This window comes from Desulfococcus sp. (assembly GCF_041737845.1).
Taxonomy (GTDB): Bacteria; Desulfobacterota; Desulfobacteria; order Desulfobacterales; family Desulfococcaceae; genus Desulfococcus.
On record NZ_JBGSQX010000116.1, the window covers coordinates 79,083 to 102,175 of the forward strand.

Genomic DNA, 23,093 nt, shown 5'->3' on the forward strand with positions numbered 1-23,093 from the left:
TTACGCCTGTTTTTTGGTTTGCTCGTAGAGAAGAATGGGTTCTTCCTTGTTCAGGACGACATCCTCGCCGATGACGCACTCCTTGACGTTGCCGATGGAGGGGATGTCGTACATGATGTCGAGCATGCAGCTTTCCATGATCGCCCGCAGCCCGCGGGCCCCCGATTTTCGTTTCAGGGCTTCTTTTGCAATAGCGGAGAGGGCGCTGTCTGTCAACCTCAGGTTGACCCCTTCCATCTCGAACAGCTTCTGGTACTGTTTGACCAGGGCGTTCTTGGGTTCGGTCAGGATGCGGATCAGGGAGGAGGCGTTGAGTTCTCCCAGGGTCGCGATTACCGGAAGCCGCCCCAGAAATTCGGGGATGAGGCCGAACTTGATGAGGTCCTGGGGCTGGACGTCTCTAAGAACCTCCCCTACGTTCCGCTCGTCGGACCGGGTGATCTTGGATCCGAAGCCCATGGTCTTGGAGCCGGTCCGCTGGCGGATGATCTTGTCGAGGCCGTTGAAGGTGCCGCCGCAGATGAAGAGGATGTTCGAGGTCTCGACCTTGACGAAATCCTGCTGGGGGTGCTTTCGGCCGCCTTTGGGCGGGACGCTCGCCGTGGTTCCCTCGATGATCTTGAGGAGCGCCTGCTGCACGCCCTCCCCCGAAACGTCACGGGTGATGGAGGGGTTGTCGGACTTGCTGGCGATCTTGTCGATCTCATCGATGTAAACGATGCCCCGCTTGGCTTTCTCGACATCGTAGTCGGCATTCTGCAGGAGCGCGAGGATGATGTTTTCAACATCCTCCCCGACGTAGCCGGCCTCGGTGAGGCTCGTGGCGTCCGCGATGGTGAAGGGGACGTTCAGAAACCGGGCCAGGGTCTGGGCGAGCAGGGTTTTCCCGGAGCCAGTCGGCCCGATCAGCAGGATATTGCTCTTCTGGATCTCCACCTCGCCCGATACCACCTGGGAATCGAGTCGCTTGTAGTGGTTGTAGACGGCCACCGACAGGACCTTCTTGGCGTCCTCCTGTTCGATGACGTATTCATCGAGCTTCTTCTTGATTTCCTTGGGGATCATGGCCACCTCGGTCTCCCGGGCGTCCTTTTCGCTCTCCTCCTCGATGATTTCACTGCAGAGCTGTATACATTCATCGCAGATGTATACGGCCGGACCCGCTATCAGCTTCTTTACCTCGTTCTGGCTCTTTCCGCAGAAGGAACAGAAGAGGTTGTCGTTTTCGTCGCTTTTTCTGCTCATCGCATTACTCCTTTTTATCTACCAAATGATCGAGGTCATCCCGGCTGGCCATCACGTGGTCAACGAGCCCGTAGTCCATTGCGTCCTGCCCCGACATGAAGAAATCGCGATCCGTGTCGCGCTGAATCCTCTCCAACTCCTGGCCGGTATGCTTCGCCAGGATCTCGTTCAGGGTGTCCTTCATGCGAAGGATCTCCCTGGCCTGTATGGCGATATCCGAGGCCTGCCCCTGGGATCCGCCCATGGGCTGGTGGATCATGATGCGGGAATTGGGAAGCGAATACCGCTTTCCCCTGCTTCCGGCGGCCAGAAGCACCGCGCCCATGCTCGCCGCCTGGCCGATGCAGACGGTGGCGATATCGGGCTTGATGTACTGCATCGTATCGTAGATCGCAAGACCCGACGTGACGACGCCGCCTGGAGAGTTGATATAAAAATTGATGTCTTTTTCCGGATCTTCAGATTCGAGAAAAAGAAGCTGGGCAATCAGAAGGTTGGCGACTTCATCCGTAATCGCCGTACCCAGAAATATGATCCTGTCTTTCAGGAGCCTGGAGTAGATGTCATAAGCGCGCTCGCCTCTGCTGCTCTGCTCAACGACCATGGGAATCAACGGCACGGTATTCTCCTTGCTTTGAACGTTAAGATGGGGAAATTTTTTGAATCAAAACAAACATATCAATTTCGACGATGTCGGCCCGTATGGCCGCGTGCATGCCGGGAGGTGATCGGAGGAGAGGATCGGGATAAGATTGGGGAATCCTGAGCAGATACCCGAGGGGCTCCAGGTATCTGCTCGTGGCTGCAAGCGCTTCCGTTGTTATGCGCTTTCTTCGGTTTCCGAGGCTAATTCCGCCGCTACCTCTTCGATATCACTCCTGGTAATGATAAGTTCTATCGCTTTCTTTTCAAGCAGCGTATGTTTGAAATAGGCGAGCCGTTCCTGGTTTTCGGTTGCTTCATAGAATTTTCGGATCTCTTCCGCCGGCTGGCGGAAGGACTGGGCCATGTTTTCATAGCCCCGGGTCAATTCCTCTTCCGAAACCGCCAGCGCTTCCTGGTCGATGATCTTGCCCAGGATCAGGTGGCGTTTGACCTGCTTGAGGGCGGTGTCCCGGTATTTTTCCCGGAGCACCTCGTGGGTCATGCCCATCTCCTCCATGCTCATGTTATGATAGCTGAAAGCCCGTTCGGCGTCTGAGACGATGTGTTCCAGCTCATAGTCGACCATGGAATCCGGAACCTCGAAATCGATCCGCGCCAGAAGCGTGGTGAAGATCTGCTCGTTCAATTCCTGCTCGGTTCGCTTCTCGTATCCTTGGGAGAGGTTCTTGACGATCTCGGCCTTCAGGTCTTCCAGGGTTTCGAACTTTCCGAAATTTTTTGCGAAATCATCGTTGATCTCGGGAAGAACCTCTTTCCGGATCTCCTTCAGGGTGATGTTGAAGGCAATTTCCTGGCCTTTCAGCTTTTCGTTGGCGTGATCCTCGGGAAAGGTCACGGATACCGTTCTGGCTTCACCGGGTTTCATGCCGATGACCGCCTCATCCAAGGCGGCTGCGATATGGGCCGAACCGATCTTCATGGTGAAATTTTCCGTCCGCTGGGTCTCTTCAAAAGGCTGCCCATCCTTGAAACCTTCGTAGTCGATCAGGACAAAATCGTCCGTCACGACAGGCCGGAACTCGTCGATCTTCTCCTGGCGGGTCAGGTTTCTCCGAAGCGCCTTCAATTGACCGTTGATCTCCTGATCCGTCATCGGGTAACGGGTCTTTTTCAGGGTGATGCCGGAGAAATCGATGGTATCGAGTTCGGGGCGGATCTCAACGGTGGCATCAAAGGCGTATGCGTTGTCATATGCCAGCTCCGGCGGATCGATCTGGGGGGTTCCGATCACCTCCATGCTGTTGCTTTTGACGGCGTCGGAAAACGATTTCTGGATCAGTTTGGATGAGACGTCCGCGTGCACGTCCTTCCTGTAATGCTGCTCCAATACCTGGCGGGGTGCCTTCCCGGGGCGGAATCCCTTGATCTTGGCTGTTTTCCTGAGGTCTTTGTAGGCATTGTCGATCTCCCTGTTGACGACATCCTTCGGGACTTCGATATGCAGGATCTTTTTCACGCTGCTCAGATTTTCCACATTCACTTCCATCGTATTCCTCTCCAAATAAATCAAATGCCTGAAGTCAGTCCCTCCCTTCAGGCACGCTGATATGAAACCCTATATTGGTGCGAGAGGGGAGACTCGAACTCCCACTCTGTTCCCAGAGCTGGATCCTAAGTCCAGTGCGTCTACCAGTTCCGCCACTCTCGCATCGATACTGCTTTCAAAAAAAAGCCAAACAGCCTAAGATCCCCCGCTTTTATCGAAAACATGCGACAATAGCCTGAAGTTATTCAGCTTTCAAAATATACAATGTAGGAGAATAATACCAAACGATTTTGGTGTCAAGAAAAATTGAAAATCGAAACGGTTCTGGCGCGCCTTTGCGCGCCCGGCATGCCGGACCGTTTTTCGGCCGCCGCGGGCGTCCTCGAACGCCCGCGGGGTCAACAAAATCTTGCATTCCGGCGCATATCGTGCTAACGGGTTCACGTCCGACGTGTCGGGGCGTGGCGCAGCCTGGTAGCGCGTCTGCTTTGGGAGCAGAAAGCCGGGGGTTCAAATCCCTCCGCCCCGACTCAAAGAAATCAACGGGTTACGGTGAAAACTGCAACCCGTTTTTTATTTTTTCATGGGTATCCCCTTCCAATCCCTATCCCGGAGAGCGCGTAAAAGTACGATCCCATTTTTTTTCCGTCCGGATCCCGGCGATCTCGCCCATGGCCGTGGTGCATCCGCTTGCCGATGGCTTGGTGACCAATGGGGAAATCCAGCAGCAGATAATGCAGCAGATAATAAGGAATTCAAAACGGTTTCGGGGTAACCGGTCGGACTCAAAAATGATGCTGCAATTCTGGGAAAATCTCTACGAGACGGTCTCGACGGTAATCGAAGATGCGGTCCAGCTTTTTCCGGACGATCCAGCGATGGGCGATATCGCCGAAGAGGCCCCATTTCAGGGCGTAATGGACGATGTCGGTCATCTCGACGCCCTCAGGCGTCTCGCGAAAGAAATGCTGATGATGCCAGAGGCGGTAGGGCCCGATGCGCTGTTCGTCCACGAAGAAACGGGGCTCTGCGACATGGGTGATCTCGGACACCCAGCACATGGATACGCCCTTGAGCGGCTTCAGGCAGTAGGTGAGGATCATGCCAGGATACATGGTCTCCGCTGGATCCGACGTCAGGGAAAAGGCCAGCCAGGGCGGGGTGATGTCCGGGAGGTTCCGTGGGGACGAAAAAAAAGCCCAGGCCGCTGTTGCGGAGATGGGAAGCATCTGGGTGCGCTCGATCGTGTGGATCATCTTCGAAACCTCGATCGCCTTCCGTCAGCCCGAACCCGGTGGGTTGCCGGCGGATATTTCAGGACGGGGGCCGGCCGGCGGAGCGGTCCGCCGCATCGGGATCCGATGCCGCGGCGCCGGCAGGCGCCGACATGCCGAAGGCGCTCCTGAGCAGGTGTTTCACGGCGCTCCGGTCGTCCGTGGTCAGCGAGACGATTTTCGCGCCGGTGTGCATCATCGCGAGCGTCAGCCAGGCGATCAGGAAGGCGCCGCAGCAGTAGACCGTGAGGGCCATGATATTGGCCAGGGGGACAGCCCTGCCGTCCAGCCGGAGATCAAATGCGCTGCCGCCGATGCTGTCGGCCATCTCCTGGATCACGCCGGTCAGATAGGCGGGGGATTTCAGGATGGTGAAAACGAGCTGAAAGATTTCCATGGTGTACCGGAGGCCGATGATGATGATGGCGAGGCCCAGGCATGTGGCGACGAGGCTGATGACGCTTTTAACGGTTTCCACGGCGGGCAGGGGGTTCTGTCTTCTCGATAGGTTGGTCGTCATGCGGCGGTCCACCTCCTTGATCCGGGCGCTGTGATCGAAATGCATGGTTTGGGGTTACGGGCCGTCGGGTTCCTTTCAGCATTCCGATCCGCTGGAGCAGCACAGGCCTATATGTCGAGCGTGCTCACCGCGAGGGCGTTGCTCTGAATGAATTCCCGTCGGGGTTCGACCACGTCCCCCATGAGGAGGGTGAAGATCTCGTCCGCCCCGACGGCGTCCTCCACCTTGACCCTCAGGAGGGTCCGCCTGTCCGGCGCGGGGTTCATGGTCGTCTCCCAGAGCTGTTCGGGGTTCATCTCCCCGAGGCCTTTGTAGCGCTGGATCTGGATCCCCTTCTTTCCCTCTTCAAGGAGATAATGGAGGAGCGATCGCTTGTCTTCGAATTTCTTGCCATCCTCGCCCTTTTCTGCATTCTCGACGGTATACGGCGGGTCTCCGAAGGCGAAGATCTTTTCGGAGAGCTGCCGGCATTTCTGGAATTCCGGCGAGTGGACAAAGCGGCGGCCGAGCTTCAGGGGCTCCTGGGTCTTGGCGGCGATATCCCGGATGACCGTCTCTTCGCCCATCTCGTCGCAGATGCCGATGGTCATCTCGTAAACGCCTCGATCCTCGCACCACTCGGGATCGCTCACCTCGCATCCCCGGCTTTCCAGCGCCGCCTTCAGGCCCATCATCTTCTCCCGGTCCTGGAGAAAGGTTTCATCGAGGCCGTAGCGGATCATGAATTCAACGACCTCCAGCCGGATGCCCCCTCCCCGCGACAGCCTCCCGAGCCCCTTGAGGTATTCGGCCAGGTCCCCCACGAACAGATAGAGTTCATGGTCCGACAGGGCCGCAGCGGCGGTATTGCTGCGGACGACTTTCTGGGAGCAGATTCTCCTCAGGAGATGCTCGTTGAGGCCGGCCTCATCCTTGAGGTAGATTTCGCTTTTGCCCTTGCCCACGCGGAAGAGCGGGGGCTGGGCGATGTAGAGGTAGCCTTTTTCGATGATCTCCTTCATCTGGCGGTAGAAGAAGGTCAGGAGGAGGGTGCGGATATGGGACCCGTCAACGTCCGCGTCGGTCATGATGATGACCTTGTGGTAGCGGATCTTGTCGATGTCGTACTCTTCGCCCCCCACCCCGGCGCCCAGGGCGGTGATGATGTTCTTGATCTCGTCACTCCTGAGGATCTTGTCGAGCCGGGCCTTTTCAACGTTCAGGATCTTCCCCTTGAGGGGCAGGATGGCCTGGAACCGACGGTCTCTTCCCTGCTTGGCCGACCCGCCGGCGCTGTCGCCCTCCACCAGGAAGAGCTCCCGGTCCTTGGGGTCTGAATACTGGCAGTCCGCCAGCTTCCCCGGGAGGGTGGAGTCGACCAGGGCGCCGGTGCTCCGGGCCAGGTCCCGGGCCCGCTTGGCCGCATCCCTGGCCCGTGCCGCATCGACCGCCTTGGCGAGAATCTTTTTCGCCACTGCGGGGTTTTCGCCCAGATAGAGGGTCAGCTTTTCATTGACCAGGGATTCCACGAGGCCCTTCACCTCGCTGTTCCCCAGCTTGGTCTTGGTCTGGCCCTCGAACTGGGGCTCCTTGATCCGGATGCTGATGATGGCCGAAAGGCCTTCCCGCACATCGTCCCCGCTGAACTTGGTCTGGAGGTTCTTGGGGAGGTTGCTGCCGGCCGCGTAGCTGTTGAGGGAGCGGGTCAGGGCGGCCTTGAAGCCGATGAGGTGGAACCCGCCTTCAATCGTATTGATATTATTCGCAAAGGAGAACATCTTCTCCTTATAGGTGTCGTTGTACTGGATGGCGACCTCGATCACGACCTCGTTCCGCTCCCCCTGGATGAAAATGGGCTCGTGCAGCGCAGTGTCCCGCCGGTTGAGATACTCCACGAAGGAGGCCAGTCCGCCTTCGTAGAAAAACGCCTCCTTCTCGTCCGACCGTTCATCCTCGATGGTGATGCGGACGCCCTTGTTCAGGAAGGCCAGCTCCCGCAGCCTGCGGCTCAGGGTTTCATAGTTGAAATTGTCGGAGTTCATGATCTCGGTGTCGGGTTTGAAGCGGACCCTGGTCCCCTGTTTTTCGGTCTCTCCGATCACCGTGAGTTCGCAGGTCTTGGCCCCGCGGGAATAGGTCTGGTGGTATATTTTCCCGCCGGTGTAGATCTCCACCTCGAGCAGGGACGAGAGGGCGTTCACCACCGAAATGCCGACGCCGTGGAGGCCGCCGGAAACCTTGTAGGAGTTCTTGTCGAACTTGCCGCCGGCATGGAGCTTGGTCAGGACGACCTCCACCGCCGGAACGTTCTCCTTTTCGTGCATGTCCACGGGGATCCCGCGGCCGTTGTCCTCCACGCTGACCGAATTGTCCGGGTGCACCTTTACCTGGATCGTGTCGCAATACCCGGCCATGGCCTCGTCGATGCTGTTGTCGACCACCTCGTAGACCAGATGGTGCAGCCCTTCCATGTCAATGTTTCCGATGTACATGGAAGGCCGCTTCCGGACGGCCTCGAGGCCCTCCAGGATCTTGATGTTATCGGCGGTGTAATTGTTTTTGGATCGTTGTTCTTTTGTCATATTTTCATCGGCATGATGATGCTCAGGTAGCTCTTGTCGTTTTCCCCCTCAACGAGGCAGGGTTTGTCGGCACTGAGGATATTGATGATGACGCCGTCATCTTCGATGACGCTCAGGGTGTCGATAAAATATTTCGGGTTGAACGCCGCTTCGATGGGGTCCCCCTCGAATTCGATGGCCATCTCTTCCTTGGATTCACCGATTTCGGGATTGGTCGCCCGAACGGTCAAGAGGTTGTTTTCGAAATTGAAGATGACGCCCTTGTAGTTTTCGGAGCAGAGGATGGACATCCGTTTGAGAACCATGAGAAAGAGATGGCGATCCACCGGGATATCGTGGCCGATGCCCCTGACGATGATATTCTTGTAGTTGGGGTATTCCCCTTCCAGCAGGCGGATGGTGAAGATTTCGTTCTCTTTTTTGACGACGAAATGGCTGCCGTTGAGACCGATGTGGAGGGTCTTCTCGGGCCCCAGGAATTTCAGTACATCGCCAAGCCCCTTTTTGGGGATCAGGATGCCCTTCTCGACGGGGCACTCGCCGGCGTCATAGGGATAGTCGACTGTAGACAGGCGGCTTCCGTCGGTGGAGACCATTTTCAGCACCTTTGAATCGCCGTCGACGATATTTTCGAGATAAATACCGTTGACATGGGCGCGATTGTCATCCGGCATGCCGGCGATGATGATCGTTTTTTCGATCATCCGCTTCAGCGCCATCGCGTCCATTTCGAACAGGGGCCCATCGCCCACCCGGGGAATCTCGGGGAAATCATCGGGGTTCATGCCGACGATATGGTACTCGATGTTTCCCTTGCCGATCTCGATCCAGCGGTTTTCCACCTCGGTGACATCGACGGATTCGCTGGGAAAATCCCTTACGATTTCATATAGTTTCTTCGCGTTGATGGCGATCAGCCCCGGGGATTCCACGGTAGCGGGGTATTCGCCCTCGAATCCCGTTTCGAGGTCGGTGGCGGTAACCTTCACCGTATCCGCCGTTGCCTCGATCAGGAGGGTTTCCGTGATGGCCAGATTGGTCCGCCGGGTGGTGATCCCCTGAACCTTTCCCAGGATACTTCGAATATCGTTTTTATTGATGACGAACTTCATAAAGGATACCTTCCGCTATTCATGGATCCACTTCTGTAACCGTGGCAGCACCCGTTCATTCCAGTCGCCGGAAAGCCTGGATCGGAGGAAGAGGCCATAGAGCCTGTCGGTGAGCCGGACGGCCTTCTCCACCAGGTAGGCCTTCTCCAGGAGGAACCCCTCGATATCGTCGCGGGTCTCGATGGCGCCGGTTTCAGGGGTCTTGAGGCCGGCGATGTGAAAGCTTTCCCCCTTGAGGGTGAAGCGCCATTCCTGTTCACCGATCTTGAACACGAGGTTGAGTTCCGTGACGACCGCGCCTTTTCTGAGGGCCAGGAGTCCCTCCTCGAGCCCGGCATCGTCTCCCTTGATGGTGATGCTCTCCACGGCTTCCTGGATCCGGTTTTCGAGGACCACGCGGTTTCCCATGGCAAGGCCAGTCAGTTCCGGTTCGACGGTGGCGGGGAGGTCCCGGTCTTTTTCCACCACGAACCAGAGCCAGGTCAAAAATTCATATCCCAGGAAAGCATACCGGTTGTAGGCGACGGCAATGTCCAGCATGAGCTACTCCGCAAACCGCGCAGGGGAAAGGACGGCCAAGGCGTCCTGCTCCGCGTCTGAAAGCCCGGCGGCAAGGTGGGCGATGGTATAGGGAAAGAGCCGGATGAGATTGCTTTTAAACGATTTGGCGAACAGGGTTTCCAACTCCTCGTTGGCGGCTTTCTGGGTGGAATAGAACCAGAGGTACGCCTCCTCGACATTCCACAGGACGTCGCACACGCTGGGGGTCGCCGGGATCCGCATGCTGAGCAGTTCAACAACCCGCTCCTTGATCTCCTGCTTTTCGCTCTTGGCCAGGTGTTCCCGCCCGGTTTCGGTCAGCCGTTTGGCCATCTCGATCTGGTAGTGCTTCTTGACGATCTTGGCCGGAATGCTTTTCTTGTCGATCCGGAGGGAAAAGACCAGATACGGGCCGATCACGAAGGAAGACCCGCTGAAGTCGGGCCGGAACGGGCTCTCCAGGGAGGTCCACCCCACCGATTTTTCCGAGGCTTCGTCGTCGATCTCCGTAATGGCGTTTTTGGCCAGGCCCGTGGCGATGGTCTCCAGCACCGGCTCTTCGATCTTCCCCTCCACCCGGTAACGGGTGATGGACACCGTGGATGACAATATTCCCATGGATCTCCGTCAAAAAGGGTCTGTACCGCAACAGGCGCGATCCGCGGCGGGCAACCCGGTGAAAACAATATTCGTAAACAGTGGTTTATATCCTGTTTTAGCGGGGGTTACAAGGGGTTTTTAAGGAATATTGGCGGCGTCGCAATCCAGGTGAAGCACTTTACGCTCAAATGGCATCACGTTTCGATCTTAGAATTAAAAAACGCCGGGGCCGTTTCCGACCCTGGCGTTGATTCAAATCAGTTCTGGGATTTTGTTAAGGACGATTTACTTCAGATAGCTGATGGCGCGCCTGTCATTTTTTCGGAGTGTAGCCGTCGGAGAGGGTCTTCAGGAAGGCGACAATAGCGGCCTCCTCATCAGCGCTAAGCCCAAGATCGCCGAGCTCTTCGGTGTTGACGTTGTCGGCCACCTCAGGAGCCGGCCAGCAGCCCTGGGATAGCGCATCTGCCTCGGTGGTGAAGGGGTCGGGGCATTCCAGTTTTACATCCCTTGTGTTGTAGAAGTTCACGATACTCTCCAGGCTTTTGAAGTAACCGTTGTGGCCGTAAGCTTTCACAAAACCCGGTCCAGGGCGTTTATCCACATTACGCAAACTCGGGACCTTCTGCTTACCCATCTCCAACGCATAATCAGGTTCTCCTATGCTCTCAAGAAAACCCCCAAGACCATTGTCTACCCAATTCAAGCCATCAGGATTCCACTCTGGCTCGAAATAAAAAGGGTTCTGGGGGTTTCTTGGGACACCCAAGTTGTCGTAAGTGAAGTCCGTGAACAAGGGTTTAAGCCCCTCACTAATATGGCAAGCCGAACACTTCCCCTTTTCGTTGTCGTTAAACAGCTCAAGTCCCCGCAATTCCTGAGCCGTAAGAGAAGCCTTTCCATTCAAATATGCATCATATTTGGAGCTGAACTGACTAACCTCGGACGAACGTTCGTAAGCAGCAATGGACCGGCCGATGTTATCGTAGGCATCAGCCACATTCGTGCATGCTTCTGACCCCCAAACATTCTTGAATAGGTCTGAATACTTGGAGCTGCAAACCCTATCCACAACGTAACTTGCATTTGGAAGGGCCTGCTCCAAGGGGTTCAGAAACGGACCCAAGGCCTGTTCGGCCAGCGGATCCCCGAGATCCGACCCTGTAGCTCTTCCATCCCAAAACATGCCCCCAATCCAGGCTTCTCCATCGTAATAAAGAACTGGGCTGTCTCCCCCATAAGCAACCGTAGGGGGTTTTCGATTGCCAAATCTAGTGCGCACGGAACCGAAGTAAACTGATCCAGCTTTATTGAATCCCGGGATGGGACCTGTCCATCCAACACTGGGAGCATGACATGAAGCGCAAGACTGGTTATTGCGCACCGAAAGCTTCTGATCGAAGAATATGGCCTTCCCCAATTCCTCTATTGGTTCTAACGCTGAAGCTGATGATGCCGTCCCTAAAAAAATCAAGGCAAGAATTGCAAACATGAGCTTTTTCATCCGCACACCTCCTTGGCAATTTTGATGGATAGAAAGTGAGATAGAGTATTTATCTCCGTCAATAATTAGGATATTTTAATATCATTATTGAATCTTCCAAACAATGGGGCAAACCCTAAATCCCGGGTAGGAATTTCCTATATCTGATGGGGCAAATGGTTACCGTCGCCGGAGCTGCCGCTTCCTGTCCTCGGATTCGGCGAATGGCGCCATTGCCCGAAAAGGCGATCGGTGATATGAACCGGGCCATGGCATATGAGATCATTGACCACACGGCCGATTTCGGGCTGCGGGTGACGGCCACCGACCTGCCGTCCCTGTTCGCGGAGGCGGTTTTCGCGCTCTTTGACGTGCTGGTGGAGGTGCGCGTTCCCGCGGAGGCGGCGGAAACCCTCACGCTTCAGGTTTCCGGGGACGACTGGCCCGATCTCATGGTCAACTGGCTGCGGGAGGTCCTCTACCAGTGGACCGGCGAGGAGCGCATCGTCCGGAGGGCCGAGATGCTGTCGATCTCGGCATATAGCCTCACGGCCCGGCTTTTCTATGAACCCTATGATCCGGGCCGCCACGCGGTCCTTCAGGAGATCAAGGCCGTCACCTACCACCAGATCGGCGTGGCGTCCGTCCCGTCCGGGTGGGAGGCGCGGATCATCTTCGATATCTGAGAACCCGGAGGATCTGCCGTCACAGGGCATCGGCAGGGGTCGGCGGGAGGTCTTTCCCCGCGCTCTTCCTGAGGTTTTTCAGCCACGAATGAAACGGGATCAGGTGGGCGTCGAGCATATCGATCAACACGATGACCTCGTGGTGGGTGTATTTGGTCAGGATGAACCGGGGGATTTCCGGGGTGACCTGGTGCGGGGCGAACATCGCGATCATCAGGTCCAGATACGCCGCACCGGATGCCGCGTGCGCTTTCTTTTTTTCCGGATCGATCTTTTTGAAAACACCCCGCGAGGTGGCCGGACCCCAGCGGCCCCGGAGGATCTGGGCCAGGCCGCTTGCCCCGCGCTGGCGCTTTCCCCAGATATAAAGAATGTCCATCATGGCGGTCATGCGCGTCTCCCTGTCCTCGGACCGGAGCAGGGGCAGAAGCTCCCGGTAATCCCGCTTCCTGAGGACGATCTTCTGCTGAAATTTTCCCATGCCCTCGATGACGGCCGCCACCACGTCGGACCAGAATTTGGCCTGAACGATGCTGGGCACCAGCAACATGTTGCCGAGGGGTGAAAAGGCGGCCGAAAAGGGCCAGGCCAGGACGCTCCTGAAAAAATTGGCCCGGATGACCCGGTTGTCGAACCGGCGGAGCTTGTTGTGGGCCGAAATGTAGAGGCCGTTGGCGATGCAGATCACCAGAAATTTCAGCCACACGAAAAGCAGTCCGGTGAAGGCGAACGTCCAGGAATAGTCGAACCCCAGCTTGACCATTCCGAGGAGGGGAACCGAAAATCCCGTCCAGAAGAGGGACTGGGTGGTGTTGTCGAAGTTGACGTCCCGGATGGACCATGCCTTGGGACGGGGCCCTGAAAAAGCGACGAGGTCCACGAATACATTCCGGAAAAAGGTGATCCCGAACCAGACCAGGGTGTATTCCCAGCCGATCCAGAGGTAGGCCGGGATCACGCCGATGGCCACGCGAATGATGTTTTTGAGCGACGGGTTGAGGTAGCGCCAGGTCCTCAGGGGGCCGATCTTTTCGATGTGCGCCTCGTCGCCCACCAGATTCGGCCTGAAATGGCCGCTTTTTCCCAGGCAGTATATTTCGTCAATGGTGCCCGGGCTGTTCGGATCGGTATTCGAGGTCCGCCCCGCCCCGTTGATCAGGTCCGAGACGGGCCTGGGAAGCCGATAATGGGTCTGGCAGAAATATTTGCGGGATTTTTTCGGGATGCGCGATTCCCGGATGAACCCCATGCCGGGAACCTGAGGCTTCCATCCGGTGGCCGCGCTGGCCGCCAGGGGGATCAGAGGGTCCTGGTGGTATTTTTCGAGCGCGTTCCCGGCAAGGCCGGGGTCAACGGTCCGACTGTGAAAATCGTTCAGGAATCGCTTCAGTTCCGGGAGGGCGCCGGTGTTGACCAGGCTGACGAAGCGGGTCAGGCGGATGATCTCGGTCGGGTCCCGGCCCATGCTGTCGCGCATGTTCATCAGCTCGATCTGGTCGATGTGGGGATGGGCCGCAAGAACCGTCTCGACGGCGGATTCGAACCCGTGCTCCAGGGGGCGGTTGAAGACGATGACGGCGCCGGACTTTTTCAGATCCGGCATGATCTCCGCTTCGGAGGCGAAGGCGGAGTCGTAGTCGATGATATTCTTCCCCGAAAAATACTCGCTTTTAATCTCCGCGGGGCTCAAGGCGGTGTAGCGTTTCCGGACCTGGCGGTAGGCGGTCAGCACCTGTTCGAACTCCCAGCCGGTCAAGATGTCCTCCCGGAACATCTGCCTTGCGATCTCAAATTGGGCCTTGAGGAGGAGAACCCGCTTTTTCAGCACCTCCTTGAGCTGTTCGTAAATCAGTTCGCTCAGGTGGTTCCGGGAGAACTGGCCGTGGGGAACGATCCTTTCAAGATCGGAGAGCTGCAGCGGCTGAAGGGCAAAGATGCCGTCCTCGGGAAAGCCCTGGTTGATTTCGATGCGGTGGGTCCGATTGAAATTTTCCAGGATCTCCGTGATGACCCGCCGCCGGTGATTCGTGTTTTCCTCCAGGCCGTCGTAGAAATGGGCGAGCACCCCGCAGTTCAAATTGAAGAATTCCAGAAAGGCGTCGCAGGTTACGGCGGGCGGCAGGAACAGGAAATGCTTTCTCCGGGTGCGCCGCCCGACGCTGAACTCGATCCCGATGGAGACCTCGACGCCCAGGATTCGGCCGGCTTCCATCGCCTCGAAGATGATATCCCGGTGGGGGATGTCGTAGTAGGCCAGGGTGAGGCGGGAAATGCCCTTGATGAAGGCGTCCAGAACAAGCTGGCTGGGGGTTTTTCTTCCCTCTGAGAGGTTGTCGTGGACATGGGCGTCCCATCCCATGTCCAGGTTTTTGAGCGGCTGGTCTGTTTCCGGGACCTCAAGCCGCCGCAGTTCCTGCAGAAAGCGGCGGATGGTCGCCTCGTGGCCGTAAGACGCCAGGGAGAAATCGGCTATCATCTCCATCTGGCGGCGTCGGTTCCGGATGTTCTTGACCGCCTCTTTCATGATTTCCGTCTGGACGCGGGCGGTATTGAGGGGCATGCTGATGGTCTTGGCGTGCAAAGAAAAAGCCACCAGGGTTTTCAGGGCGTGGAGGCGGTCCCGGACGTTGCTGTGAATCAGTTTCTGGGCGATCCGGATGTAGGATTCCGCAATGCCCATGCGCCGCTTCCGAAACGCCCGGGTAAAGCCGCCCGGGTGGGAGAGGAGGTCCGGCGTCGCCTCTTCGGTTTGCTCGACCTTCCGGTTCAGCATCTCCACCAGGTCCCGGATCTGGTCGTTGAAGCTCACCGCATCGATGACCCGGTTGAACCATCGCCTGAACCGATGCCGTCTGCGATCCATCATACCCGCCGCTCCTCGCTGCCGGAATTCGACAGACAGGCCGCCGCCGCCACAGGGTCGTCCGTGAATATGCCGTCAACCCCCATGTCAAGCAATGACAGGATCTGTTTGCGGGAATTGACGGTATAGGTGAACACCCGCAGCCCCATGGCGTGGGCCTGGTCGATCCGTGTCCGGTTCACATATCGGTAATCGACGTTCCAGGAAAAAGCGCCGATGCGTTGACATACGTCGAAAACCCCGCCAAGGCCGGCCCCTTCGGTCAGGTACCCAAGTGCCGGCGGGCGTTCCATCCGGGAGATTTCGGTCAGAACCCGGGCGTCAAAGCTGGAGACCACGACATCGTCTGTCATGTGTTGACGATGCAGGAGCTCCCATACCTGGCGTTCGACGGCATCCTCCGGGTGACGGGTGTCATAGGCCTCGGGCTTGATCTCGATATTGACGGCGGCCCGTCCGACCGCCATCTTCAGCACATCCGCCAGGGTCGGGACGGGCTCCCCCGTGAACCTACGGGAGAACCAGCCGCCGGCATCCAGCCGCTTCAATTCGGCCAGAGTATGGTCCATCACCCTGCCGCGGCCGTTCGTGGTCCGGTCGAGGGTCTCGTCGTGGATGACCACGAGTTCCCGGTCCCGGGTCAGCGTCACATCCAGTTCGATCATCTGAACCTTTGATTCGAGGGCTTTTTCAAAAGCGATGAGGGTATTTTCCGGGTATCGCAGACTGCAGCCGCGGTGGGCGATGATCAGCGGATACCGGAGGCGCTGCATCTTCATCGAACCTCCTGACAAGGGCGATTGAATTTTTCAACCTTTGATAAATATTATAAATCGGGGGCGTCGTCCACTGAAAAGTGGCGCTGTGGGCGCACCGCCCGTCTTCCTGATGAAATCGAACACCTGATTGCGGCGGCGGCGCAGCGTATCGCCGGAAAGTCTAAAGATTTTGGTTTTTTTGATAGCGGCCATATCTTCTCTATGCTTCAATTGCCGATGGGTTTTGGAATTCGGTGTCGGCCTGCCGGGCGTCATGAAGATCCCGACGGCGCCTGGACAACAATGCATGATCATCATTTCATATCATACCGGCCTGTTGCGTTTTTTTTGACCCGGCGGCATCCGGGGCCTTGAGACGCCGGGCGGGGGAGGTCAAGCGATGGCGAGCGAACTGATCCAGATTGACGAATATACATGGGAAATTCCCAGAACCGGAAACATGCGGGTTCCGGGAAGGATTTATGCCAGTGAGTCCATGATCGAAGTGATCCGGCACGAGGATGCCTTGACCCAGGTGGCCAACGTGGCGACACTTCCGGGCATTGTGAAAGCCTCTCTGGCCATGCCGGACATTCACCAGGGGTATGGGTTTTCCATCGGAGGGGTGGCGGCTTTCGACTGGAACGAGGGGGTCGTCTCCCCAGGGGGTGTCGGCTATGATATCAACTGCGGCGTCAGGCTTTCGACGACGCGGTTGGAAGAAAGCGATGTGAGGCCCCGACTGGAGGACCTGGTCAACGGGCTCTACCGGAACATTCCCTCCGGGGTCGGGTCCCAGGGGACGATCACCCTTACGGAGCGGGAGGAAAAAGAGGTCCTCAGAACCGGCAGTCCGTGGGCGGTTGAACGCGGCTTCGGTCAGGAGGGCGATATCGAGCATACCGAAGACGGCGGATGCCTGTCCGGCGCAAACCCCGACGAGGTGAGCGACAGGGCGCTCGCTCGGGGGAAAAAGCAGTTGGGGACCCTGGGGTCGGGCAACCATTTTCTCGAGGTCGGCGTGGTGGACGAAATCTACGACGAAAGGGTGGCGCAGGCCTTCGGCCTCTCCGAAGGCCAGGTGACGGTGATGCTCCATTCGGGGTCCCGGGGCCTGGGGTATCAGATCTGCGACGATTTCCTGGCGGTCATGGCCCGGCACGTCCAGACCCTCCCGTTTGAGTTGCCGGACCGTCAGCTCTCGTGTGCGATGATCCAGTCCGATCCCGGCAAGCGGTATTTTTCCGCCATGGCCTGCGCCGCAAATTATGCATGGGCCAACCGTCAGATCCTCATGTATCTGGCCCGGGAGGTATTTCTGAAGGTTCTGCGTATCGGGCCCAGGGATCTTGGCATGCGGCTGCTGTATGACGTGTGTCATAACATCGCCAAAAAGGAGGAGCATCTGGTGGACGGCAAACCGCGCACCGTCTGTGTTCACCGGAAGGGGGCGACCCGGTCCTTTCCAGCGGGACACATGGCGGTGTCTCCGGCGTATCGGGGCGTGGGGCAGCCGGTCCTGGTGCCCGGAGATATGGGAACGGCATCCTATGTTCTGGTGGGAACGGACAAAGCCCTGAACGAGACCTTTGGTTCCACCTGTCACGGGGCCGGCAGGGTGCTGAGCCGCACCGCCGCCAAAAAGGCGGCCAGAGGGCGGGCCATCTACCGGGAACTGGAGGACAGGGGAATCCTCGTGCGATGGACCGGGCGGGGCACCATGGCGGAAGAGATGCCGGACGCCTACAAGGATATCTCCCAGGTTGTTGAGGTCGTCCACGGTGCGGGTCTTTCCAGAAAAGTCGCCCGGCTAAGACCCATGGCGGTTGTAAAAGGGTAATAATACCATTTGAGTTTTGGTAAAATTTGTGATTTATATTTGTACAGTGTCGGCCAAGCCTTGTTATAATTAATATTATATATTTTTTGCCGGACGCAACACAAGACCTTCCGGCGGCATTTTCGCGGCATCATGCCATGAAGGCTCGATCTATGATGCCGCTTCGCGGAATAGCGGTGATCCTGAATTTCGTAATGGATAATGTGACGACAATTTGACGCACGACTCCTGCGTTGTTCTCATTCGAAGGCCTGCTCCCCATGCGACTGTTGACACCTAAACAGAAAAGCGACATCGGCATACGCCTGCAGACCAAATTTATGATCGGCATCATCCTGCTGGAATGCATGATCATGACCATCACCATCATGGTGGTCGAACGCAGGATGCACAACTCGATCATGGAAGAATTCCTCAAGCGGGGCGTTTCCATCGCTAAAAATCTCGCGGCTGTGAATACGAGCCTGGTATCGACCTACAATTATGTCGGCATGGAACAGAATGTGGCGGAAACCGTTACGGGAAACGAACTGGTTTATGCCATGATCCAGCTCTTCGACGGCGAACTTGCCGCGTATCGGGGGGCCGCCCACCTCAAGGAGCACATCCTGAAATCGCTGCTCGCAGCCGGCGATGAGGAAACCAGCGGCGTGTCGATCCGGTATCTGGAATCTGACGGCGGCAGTAAAAAGATATGTGAAATCGCAGCACCCATCAGCGTCCTTGACAAACACTGGGCCACCGTCCGGATCGGATTGTCCCTGGAGTCCATGAACGCTGGAATCGAACAGACCCGAAGAACCCTGCTGATCCTGGGCGCTATCGTGCTCATTTTGAGCTGCCTGGTATCCATCCTTTTCTCGACGCGCATCACCCGGCCGATCGCAACCTTGATGAAGCATGTCGAAGGCATCTCAAAGGGGGATTATGACCAGGAGATCCGGGTCGAATCCCGCGACGAAATCGGCTACCTGGCCCACCGTTTCGGCAAGATGCAGGAAAAGCTGAAGGATCATATTCAGATCATAGAAGATTCCAACAATGAGCTGACCTTGACCAACCAGCGGCTGCGGCATCTCTTTGAAGCCAGTCAGGCCATCAACTCCCTGAAAAACCACGATCGGCTCTATGACCAGATCCTGGAGGTGGTCCTCTCGGCCACCGAGACCCTGGCCGCGTCTCTTCTCATCCTGGAGCCGGATCAATCGGCGAAAATGGTCGCGAGCGTCATCAAACCCCAGGTGGACGAAAAGGATCTGCATCGGTTTCAGAAGCTTCTTGAAGAGCGTCCGTTTTTTGACAGGAACTACCTCATCGCCATCAGTGAAAACGCCTCCGTATCCGGATATGACGGCGACGCCGGGGCACCCTTCGTCAAATCAAGCGTCAGTTTTTTTCCTGAAGTCGAACTCATCTCGATACCGCTGCGTCAATCCAATGACATCGCCGGGTTCATCAACCTCATCCGCCATCAGAAGGAAGCCATGGTGTTGGGAGAGGTGCAGACGCTCTGCGTGCTGGCCAGCCAGACCACAACGTCCATCGAAAACATCCGGCTGTTCGCTCAGCTTGAAAACGCCTATATCAGCTCGATCAAATCCTTGGCCAAGTCATTGGAGTTTAAAGACAAATATACCCACGGCCATGGGGAGCGGGTGGCTGACCTGAGTCGGGAAATCGGCAGGCGCATCAACCTGGAGGCCAAATCTCTGCAGATCCTCTATAATGCCGCACTCCTTCACGATATCGGCAAGATCGGCGTCATCGATAACATCCTAAACAAAATCAGCATGCTGGATAATTCCGAGTACCAGGCCATTCAGCGGCACCCGGTGATCGGCGAGGAGATTCTGAAGCCCATCGTCTCCCTCCGGGAAGAGCGCCGAATTGTCCGTCATCACCATGAAAGGGAGGACGGCCGGGGCTATCCAGACGGCCTGACGGGAGACCATCTCTCCCTGTCGGAAAAGATCATCATCGCCGCCGATGCCTTCGACGCCATGAACTCCATAAGGAGCTACCGGGAGTCGCTTCCGTCCCGCAGCATCAAAACAGAACTGATTAACAACAGGGGGCGGCAGTTCGATGGTCAGGTGGTGGATGTCCTTCTGGAAATCTACGAAGAGCGGCTGGCCCAAGGCAACGTATATGATTTTGCAGAAAAAAGCCGCTTGATTCAGTTGCCGATAGGTAAAAGAATATAAGCCCCATTGATAATTTTGGCACGATATGTGCTCAGAATTTCGTTCAAGGGATCCTGATGGCACTGTCGGTAGATTGGTCCACCCGGATGTTTTTCCGATTCGTCATGATTGGTGTTGGTGGCCATGGATCGGAAATGATGGGTGGCTTTTTTTGGCCCTTCGTTTTGAGTCCGCCGGAAAAGATTCATCAGAAAAGGCACGCGCCGGACTGAAACACCAAAAATATGGAGAGGAAGAGAAGAAGATGATGCTACTCAAAATTATCAGCTCGCGAAATCGAATTATGCTTTTGGTCATGGTCGCATGCGTGTTGTGCGGAACCCCTGCCTGGGCTGTTCCGGGGCCGGTTTCGGGTGGAAAATACAACATTCCCCTCTCCGGCGAACCCAGTTCTCTTGATCCGGCGTATATCACCGACATTTATGCCGTAAACGTGGCCAACAACCTCTTCGACGGCCTGGTGGAATACGACAAAGACCTGAATATTGTTCCCGCCATCGCGGATATCTGGAAGATTGCCCGGGATCATAAATCCTATACCTTCCTGCTCCGAAAGGATATCCGGTTCCACAACGGCCGGATCGTGACGGCGGACGATTTCGTGTTTTCATTCCGCAGGATTCTGGATCCGGCGACCGGTTCGCCCGTGGCGTCCTTTTTCATGAACATCGAAGGGGCGAAAGCCTTCAGCGAAGGATCGAGCGACACGGTTTCCGGCCTCATCGCCAGGGATCCCCATACCCTGATCATCCGGCTGGAGGAGCCCTATGCACCCTTCCTGTCGATCCTGGCCATGGCGAACGCCAAGGTGGTTCCCAAAGAGGCGATGGGCGTGGATTTCAGCAAAAAGCCCATCGGCACCGGGCCGTTTCGATTTGAATCCTGGGAGCCGGGGAAGAGCATCATCCTTTCGGCAAACGGTTCATATTTCGGGGGCCGGCCCCACCTGGACTCCCTCTATTTTCAGATTTACCCCAATAACGAGCTTGAAAGAATCTTCGATGATTTTGAAAGGGGGTATCTGGAAGAATCCATCATTCCGAGCGACAAATATGAGATGATCCATACGAACCCGAACTATACCCAGCGGTACAATATGGTGTCCAAACCCTCATTAAACCTGGTTTACATCGGCATCAACGTCAAGATCCCCCCCTTGGACAATGTCAAGGTCCGTCAGGCAATCTCGTGCGCCGTCGATACGGACACCATCGTCAAGGAGATCACCAAACGGGGCAACATCCGCGCCAAGGGCATTCTGCCGCCGGGCATCGCCGGGTTCAATCCCGATTTCAAGGGGTATACCTACAATCTCGATATGGCCAAGCGCCTTCTGGAGGAGGCCGGTCATCCCATGGGGAAGGGCATTCCTCCCCTTGAGATATGGACCGCATCCAAATCAGAGAGCGTTCAGTTGGAGCTGGCGGCCTATCAGAAATATCTGGGCGCCGTCGGCATCATGGTGACCCCCAGGGTTGCGGATGACTGGAAGCATTTTGTCTCGCTCATCGATGCCAAAAAAGTGCCTCTTTTTTATGCCGCATGGTATGGAGATTATCCAGACCCTGATAACTTTCTTTATGTCCTTTTCCATTCCAAAAGCCGAACCAACCGGATGGGGTATGCCAATCCCATCATTGATCAGACGCTTGAAGAGGCCCGCCGCGAGATGGATTATATGAAACGTGTCGAAATCTACCGCGAGGCCCAGCGGCTGATCATGTCGGAGGCCCCCGTCATCACCCAGCATGTCAACAGCTTCAACTACCTCTTTCAGCCCTGGGTGAAGGGTGTTGAAATCAGTTATCTGGGGGGGGCCTATATTCCGTTCCGGAAGGTGTGGATCGATTTCAAGACCACCCAATAGCCTGATAATGAATCAAAAAAGATAAAAAAAACGCCGCCCTGAATTTCCGGTGGTCCGGTCGGATGCGGATGCACGAATGCGCCGGAAGAAGCGGCTCGGATCGCAATTTCTCAAGTTTGGCCCGATTTTTCGGGCAATTTCCCAACAAAATAATATAAAAATTTTCCCTTGTTTTAACGCGGTGGATTTTTTAATATGCATTATAAAAAAAATTATAGCCTTTTATTCCACCGGGCAGGACACTTCGGAAGCAGAAGACAAAACAACGGGAAAAAGAAATAGATTAGGGGGACCGATGAAATATACAAAATGGATATGGACCGTCGTTGTCGTCATAATGGTTGTAACCTTCGTGAACCTCAGGCCCCTTCATGCCGGGGAAAATTATCGCAAAAAGATCATTCTGTTTTCAGAAAAAACCAAATGGGCGGAGATCCGGGCGTATGCCGTAAAATGGGAGAAGCGCGGGGTCGTGATATCAATGGAGGTCCCCATCATCAACGGCCTGGTGGCTGGGGTTCCGGAGGGCGTCACCGACGCGGAGTTGGCGGCCGATCGCCGCGTTTCATCGATCGAGACCAATCTGGAGCTTTCCGGAAACGACGCCGTCAAGGGCCAGGGCGCCAGTTTCATCAAGCCCTTGAAGCGCCCCCCGATGGTGGACGACGCCGCGAATCGGTACGAGGCCCCCTGGAGTGTTCTCAAGCTTTTTGACCAGCCATACGATAATCGATATTTTTCGGGCTGGCTCACCCTGAACGATATACCTGATGCGGTCATCGATGCCCTGGGCAAACTGAACGAAACGAAAACATCCATCGCCGTCTTTGACACGGGAATAGACGACATTCATCATTACACCCGGGATATTGTCCAAAAGGGTGTCAACGTGGATGAATTCAGTGAAAATGACGGCAGGCTCAAACTCCAGGAGGAAGATTCCTATGACGACAATGGCCACGGAAGCCATATCGCCGGAATTCTGGGTGCAATTCTGGACAGAGAGCATTCGTGGGGGCAGGAAGCGGATATCGATCTGAATTCGATCAAGGTTCTTGGCGATGACGGGATGGGGTATTTGTCCAATATCATCTACGGGCTCCAGTGGGCCATTGATCACGACATCAGAATCGCCAACATGAGCATCGGCTATCGCCAGGACAGCCCGGCGGTGCGGAGGGCGGTCAAAGAGGCCTCCAAAGCCGGCATCATCATGCTGGCGTCCGTGGGAAATAAATCCAACTACGATCCGAATGTCACGCTGAAAACGACAGCAGACGGCGCTTCGGCAGACGGGGCTTCGGCAGACGGGGCTTCGGCAGACGGCGCTTCGGCAGACGGCGCTTCGGCGGACGGGGCTTCGGCGGACGGGGCTTCGGCGGACGGGG

18 protein-coding genes and 2 tRNA genes are annotated in these 23,093 nt (G+C 56.4%); 7 read left to right on the forward strand and 13 right to left on the reverse strand.

Translation table 11 applies throughout. From position 1 onward, the window contains the following. The 4 genes from clpX to ACEW8N_RS13810 form a co-directional block, all read right to left on the reverse strand. Window positions 1-1,245 (reverse strand): ATP-dependent Clp protease ATP-binding subunit ClpX, encoded by a 1,245-nt coding sequence (clpX, locus tag ACEW8N_RS13795; RefSeq protein WP_373500413.1) that lies wholly within the window; start codon window positions 1,243-1,245, stop codon window positions 1-3. 4 nt (window positions 1,246-1,249) lie between these two features. After that, window positions 1,250-1,864 (reverse strand): ATP-dependent Clp endopeptidase proteolytic subunit ClpP, encoded by a 615-nt coding sequence (gene clpP, locus ACEW8N_RS13800; RefSeq protein ID WP_373500414.1) that lies wholly within the window; start codon window positions 1,862-1,864, stop codon window positions 1,250-1,252. Between the two features lie 201 nt (window positions 1,865-2,065). Further along, a complete protein-coding gene (gene tig, locus ACEW8N_RS13805) occupies window positions 2,066-3,397 on the reverse strand; it encodes a trigger factor (RefSeq protein ID WP_373500415.1) in 1,332 nt (443 codons plus the stop codon). 75 nt (window positions 3,398-3,472) lie between these two features. Beyond that, window positions 3,473-3,559, reverse strand: a tRNA-Leu gene (locus ACEW8N_RS13810). Between the two features lie 293 nt (window positions 3,560-3,852). Here ACEW8N_RS13810 and ACEW8N_RS13815 point away from each other — a divergent pair. Next, a tRNA-Pro gene (locus tag ACEW8N_RS13815) sits at window positions 3,853-3,926 on the forward strand. Between the two features lie 256 nt (window positions 3,927-4,182). Here ACEW8N_RS13815 and ACEW8N_RS13820 read toward each other — a convergent pair. From ACEW8N_RS13820 to ACEW8N_RS13850, 7 genes are all read right to left on the reverse strand, one after another. Beyond that, window positions 4,183-4,653 carry a hypothetical protein gene (locus tag ACEW8N_RS13820; protein WP_373500416.1) on the reverse strand — a complete coding sequence of 157 codons (471 nt, stop codon included), beginning with the start codon at window positions 4,651-4,653 and terminating at the stop codon, window positions 4,183-4,185. A gap of 58 nt (window positions 4,654-4,711) precedes the next feature. Next, a complete protein-coding gene (locus ACEW8N_RS13825) occupies window positions 4,712-5,191 on the reverse strand; it encodes a hypothetical protein (RefSeq protein ID WP_373500417.1) in 480 nt (159 codons plus the stop codon). A gap of 107 nt (window positions 5,192-5,298) precedes the next feature. Further along, complete coding sequence (gyrB, locus tag ACEW8N_RS13830) at window positions 5,299-7,752, reverse strand: DNA topoisomerase (ATP-hydrolyzing) subunit B (protein WP_373500418.1); 2,454 nt, start codon at window positions 7,750-7,752, stop codon at window positions 5,299-5,301. Continuing rightward, a complete protein-coding gene (gene dnaN / locus ACEW8N_RS13835) occupies window positions 7,749-8,864 on the reverse strand; it encodes a DNA polymerase III subunit beta (protein WP_373500419.1) in 1,116 nt (371 codons plus the stop codon). Before dnaN ends, gyrB begins: the two co-directional genes overlap by 4 nt. Window positions 8,865-8,879: 15 nt before the next feature. Then, complete coding sequence (locus ACEW8N_RS13840; RefSeq protein WP_373500420.1) at window positions 8,880-9,404, reverse strand: hypothetical protein; 525 nt, start codon at window positions 9,402-9,404, stop codon at window positions 8,880-8,882. Window positions 9,405-9,407: 3 nt separating this feature from the next. Next, entirely contained in the window at window positions 9,408-10,022 is a 615-nt protein-coding gene (gene rdgC / locus ACEW8N_RS13845; protein WP_373500421.1) for a recombination-associated protein RdgC, read from the reverse strand. A gap of 295 nt (window positions 10,023-10,317) precedes the next feature. After that, a complete protein-coding gene (locus tag ACEW8N_RS13850) occupies window positions 10,318-11,508 on the reverse strand; it encodes a cytochrome-c peroxidase (protein ID WP_373500422.1) in 1,191 nt (396 codons plus the stop codon). A gap of 203 nt (window positions 11,509-11,711) precedes the next feature. Between ACEW8N_RS13850 and ACEW8N_RS13855 the strand changes: the two genes are divergently transcribed. After that, window positions 11,712-12,173 (forward strand): archease, encoded by a 462-nt coding sequence (locus ACEW8N_RS13855; protein ID WP_373500423.1) that lies wholly within the window; start codon window positions 11,712-11,714, stop codon window positions 12,171-12,173. 19 nt (window positions 12,174-12,192) lie between these two features. Here the strand turns inward: ACEW8N_RS13855 and ACEW8N_RS13860 are convergent, their stop codons facing one another. Next, window positions 12,193-15,039: a PHP domain-containing protein gene (locus ACEW8N_RS13860; protein ID WP_373500424.1), complete on the reverse strand. Its 2,847-nt coding sequence runs from the start codon at window positions 15,037-15,039 to the stop codon at window positions 12,193-12,195. Continuing rightward, complete coding sequence (locus ACEW8N_RS13865) at window positions 15,036-15,815, reverse strand: glycerophosphodiester phosphodiesterase (protein WP_373500425.1); 780 nt, start codon at window positions 15,813-15,815, stop codon at window positions 15,036-15,038. The genes ACEW8N_RS13860 and ACEW8N_RS13865 overlap by 4 nt, the downstream gene beginning before the upstream one ends. 21 nt (window positions 15,816-15,836) lie before the next feature. Here ACEW8N_RS13865 and ACEW8N_RS13870 point away from each other — a divergent pair, with 21 nt between their 5' ends. From ACEW8N_RS13870 to ACEW8N_RS13890, 5 genes are all read left to right on the forward strand, one after another. Continuing rightward, a complete protein-coding gene (locus ACEW8N_RS13870; protein WP_373500426.1) occupies window positions 15,837-16,169 on the forward strand; it encodes a hypothetical protein in 333 nt (110 codons plus the stop codon). A gap of 25 nt (window positions 16,170-16,194) precedes the next feature. Further along, window positions 16,195-17,634, forward strand: coding sequence for an RtcB family protein (locus ACEW8N_RS13875; protein ID WP_373500427.1), 1,440 nt, complete (start codon window positions 16,195-16,197; stop codon window positions 17,632-17,634). A gap of 260 nt (window positions 17,635-17,894) precedes the next feature. Then, window positions 17,895-19,838: an HD domain-containing phosphohydrolase gene (locus tag ACEW8N_RS13880; RefSeq protein ID WP_373500428.1), complete on the forward strand. Its 1,944-nt coding sequence runs from the start codon at window positions 17,895-17,897 to the stop codon at window positions 19,836-19,838. Window positions 19,839-20,082: 244 nt separating this feature from the next. After that, the gene (locus ACEW8N_RS13885; protein ID WP_373500429.1) at window positions 20,083-21,705 is read left to right on the forward strand and encodes an ABC transporter substrate-binding protein; all 1,623 of its coding nucleotides are present in this window, start codon (window positions 20,083-20,085) and stop codon (window positions 21,703-21,705) included. Between the two features lie 295 nt (window positions 21,706-22,000). Further along, a partial coding sequence (locus tag ACEW8N_RS13890; RefSeq protein ID WP_373500430.1) for a S8 family serine peptidase occupies window positions 22,001-23,093 on the forward strand: 1,093 nt, incomplete at its 3' end.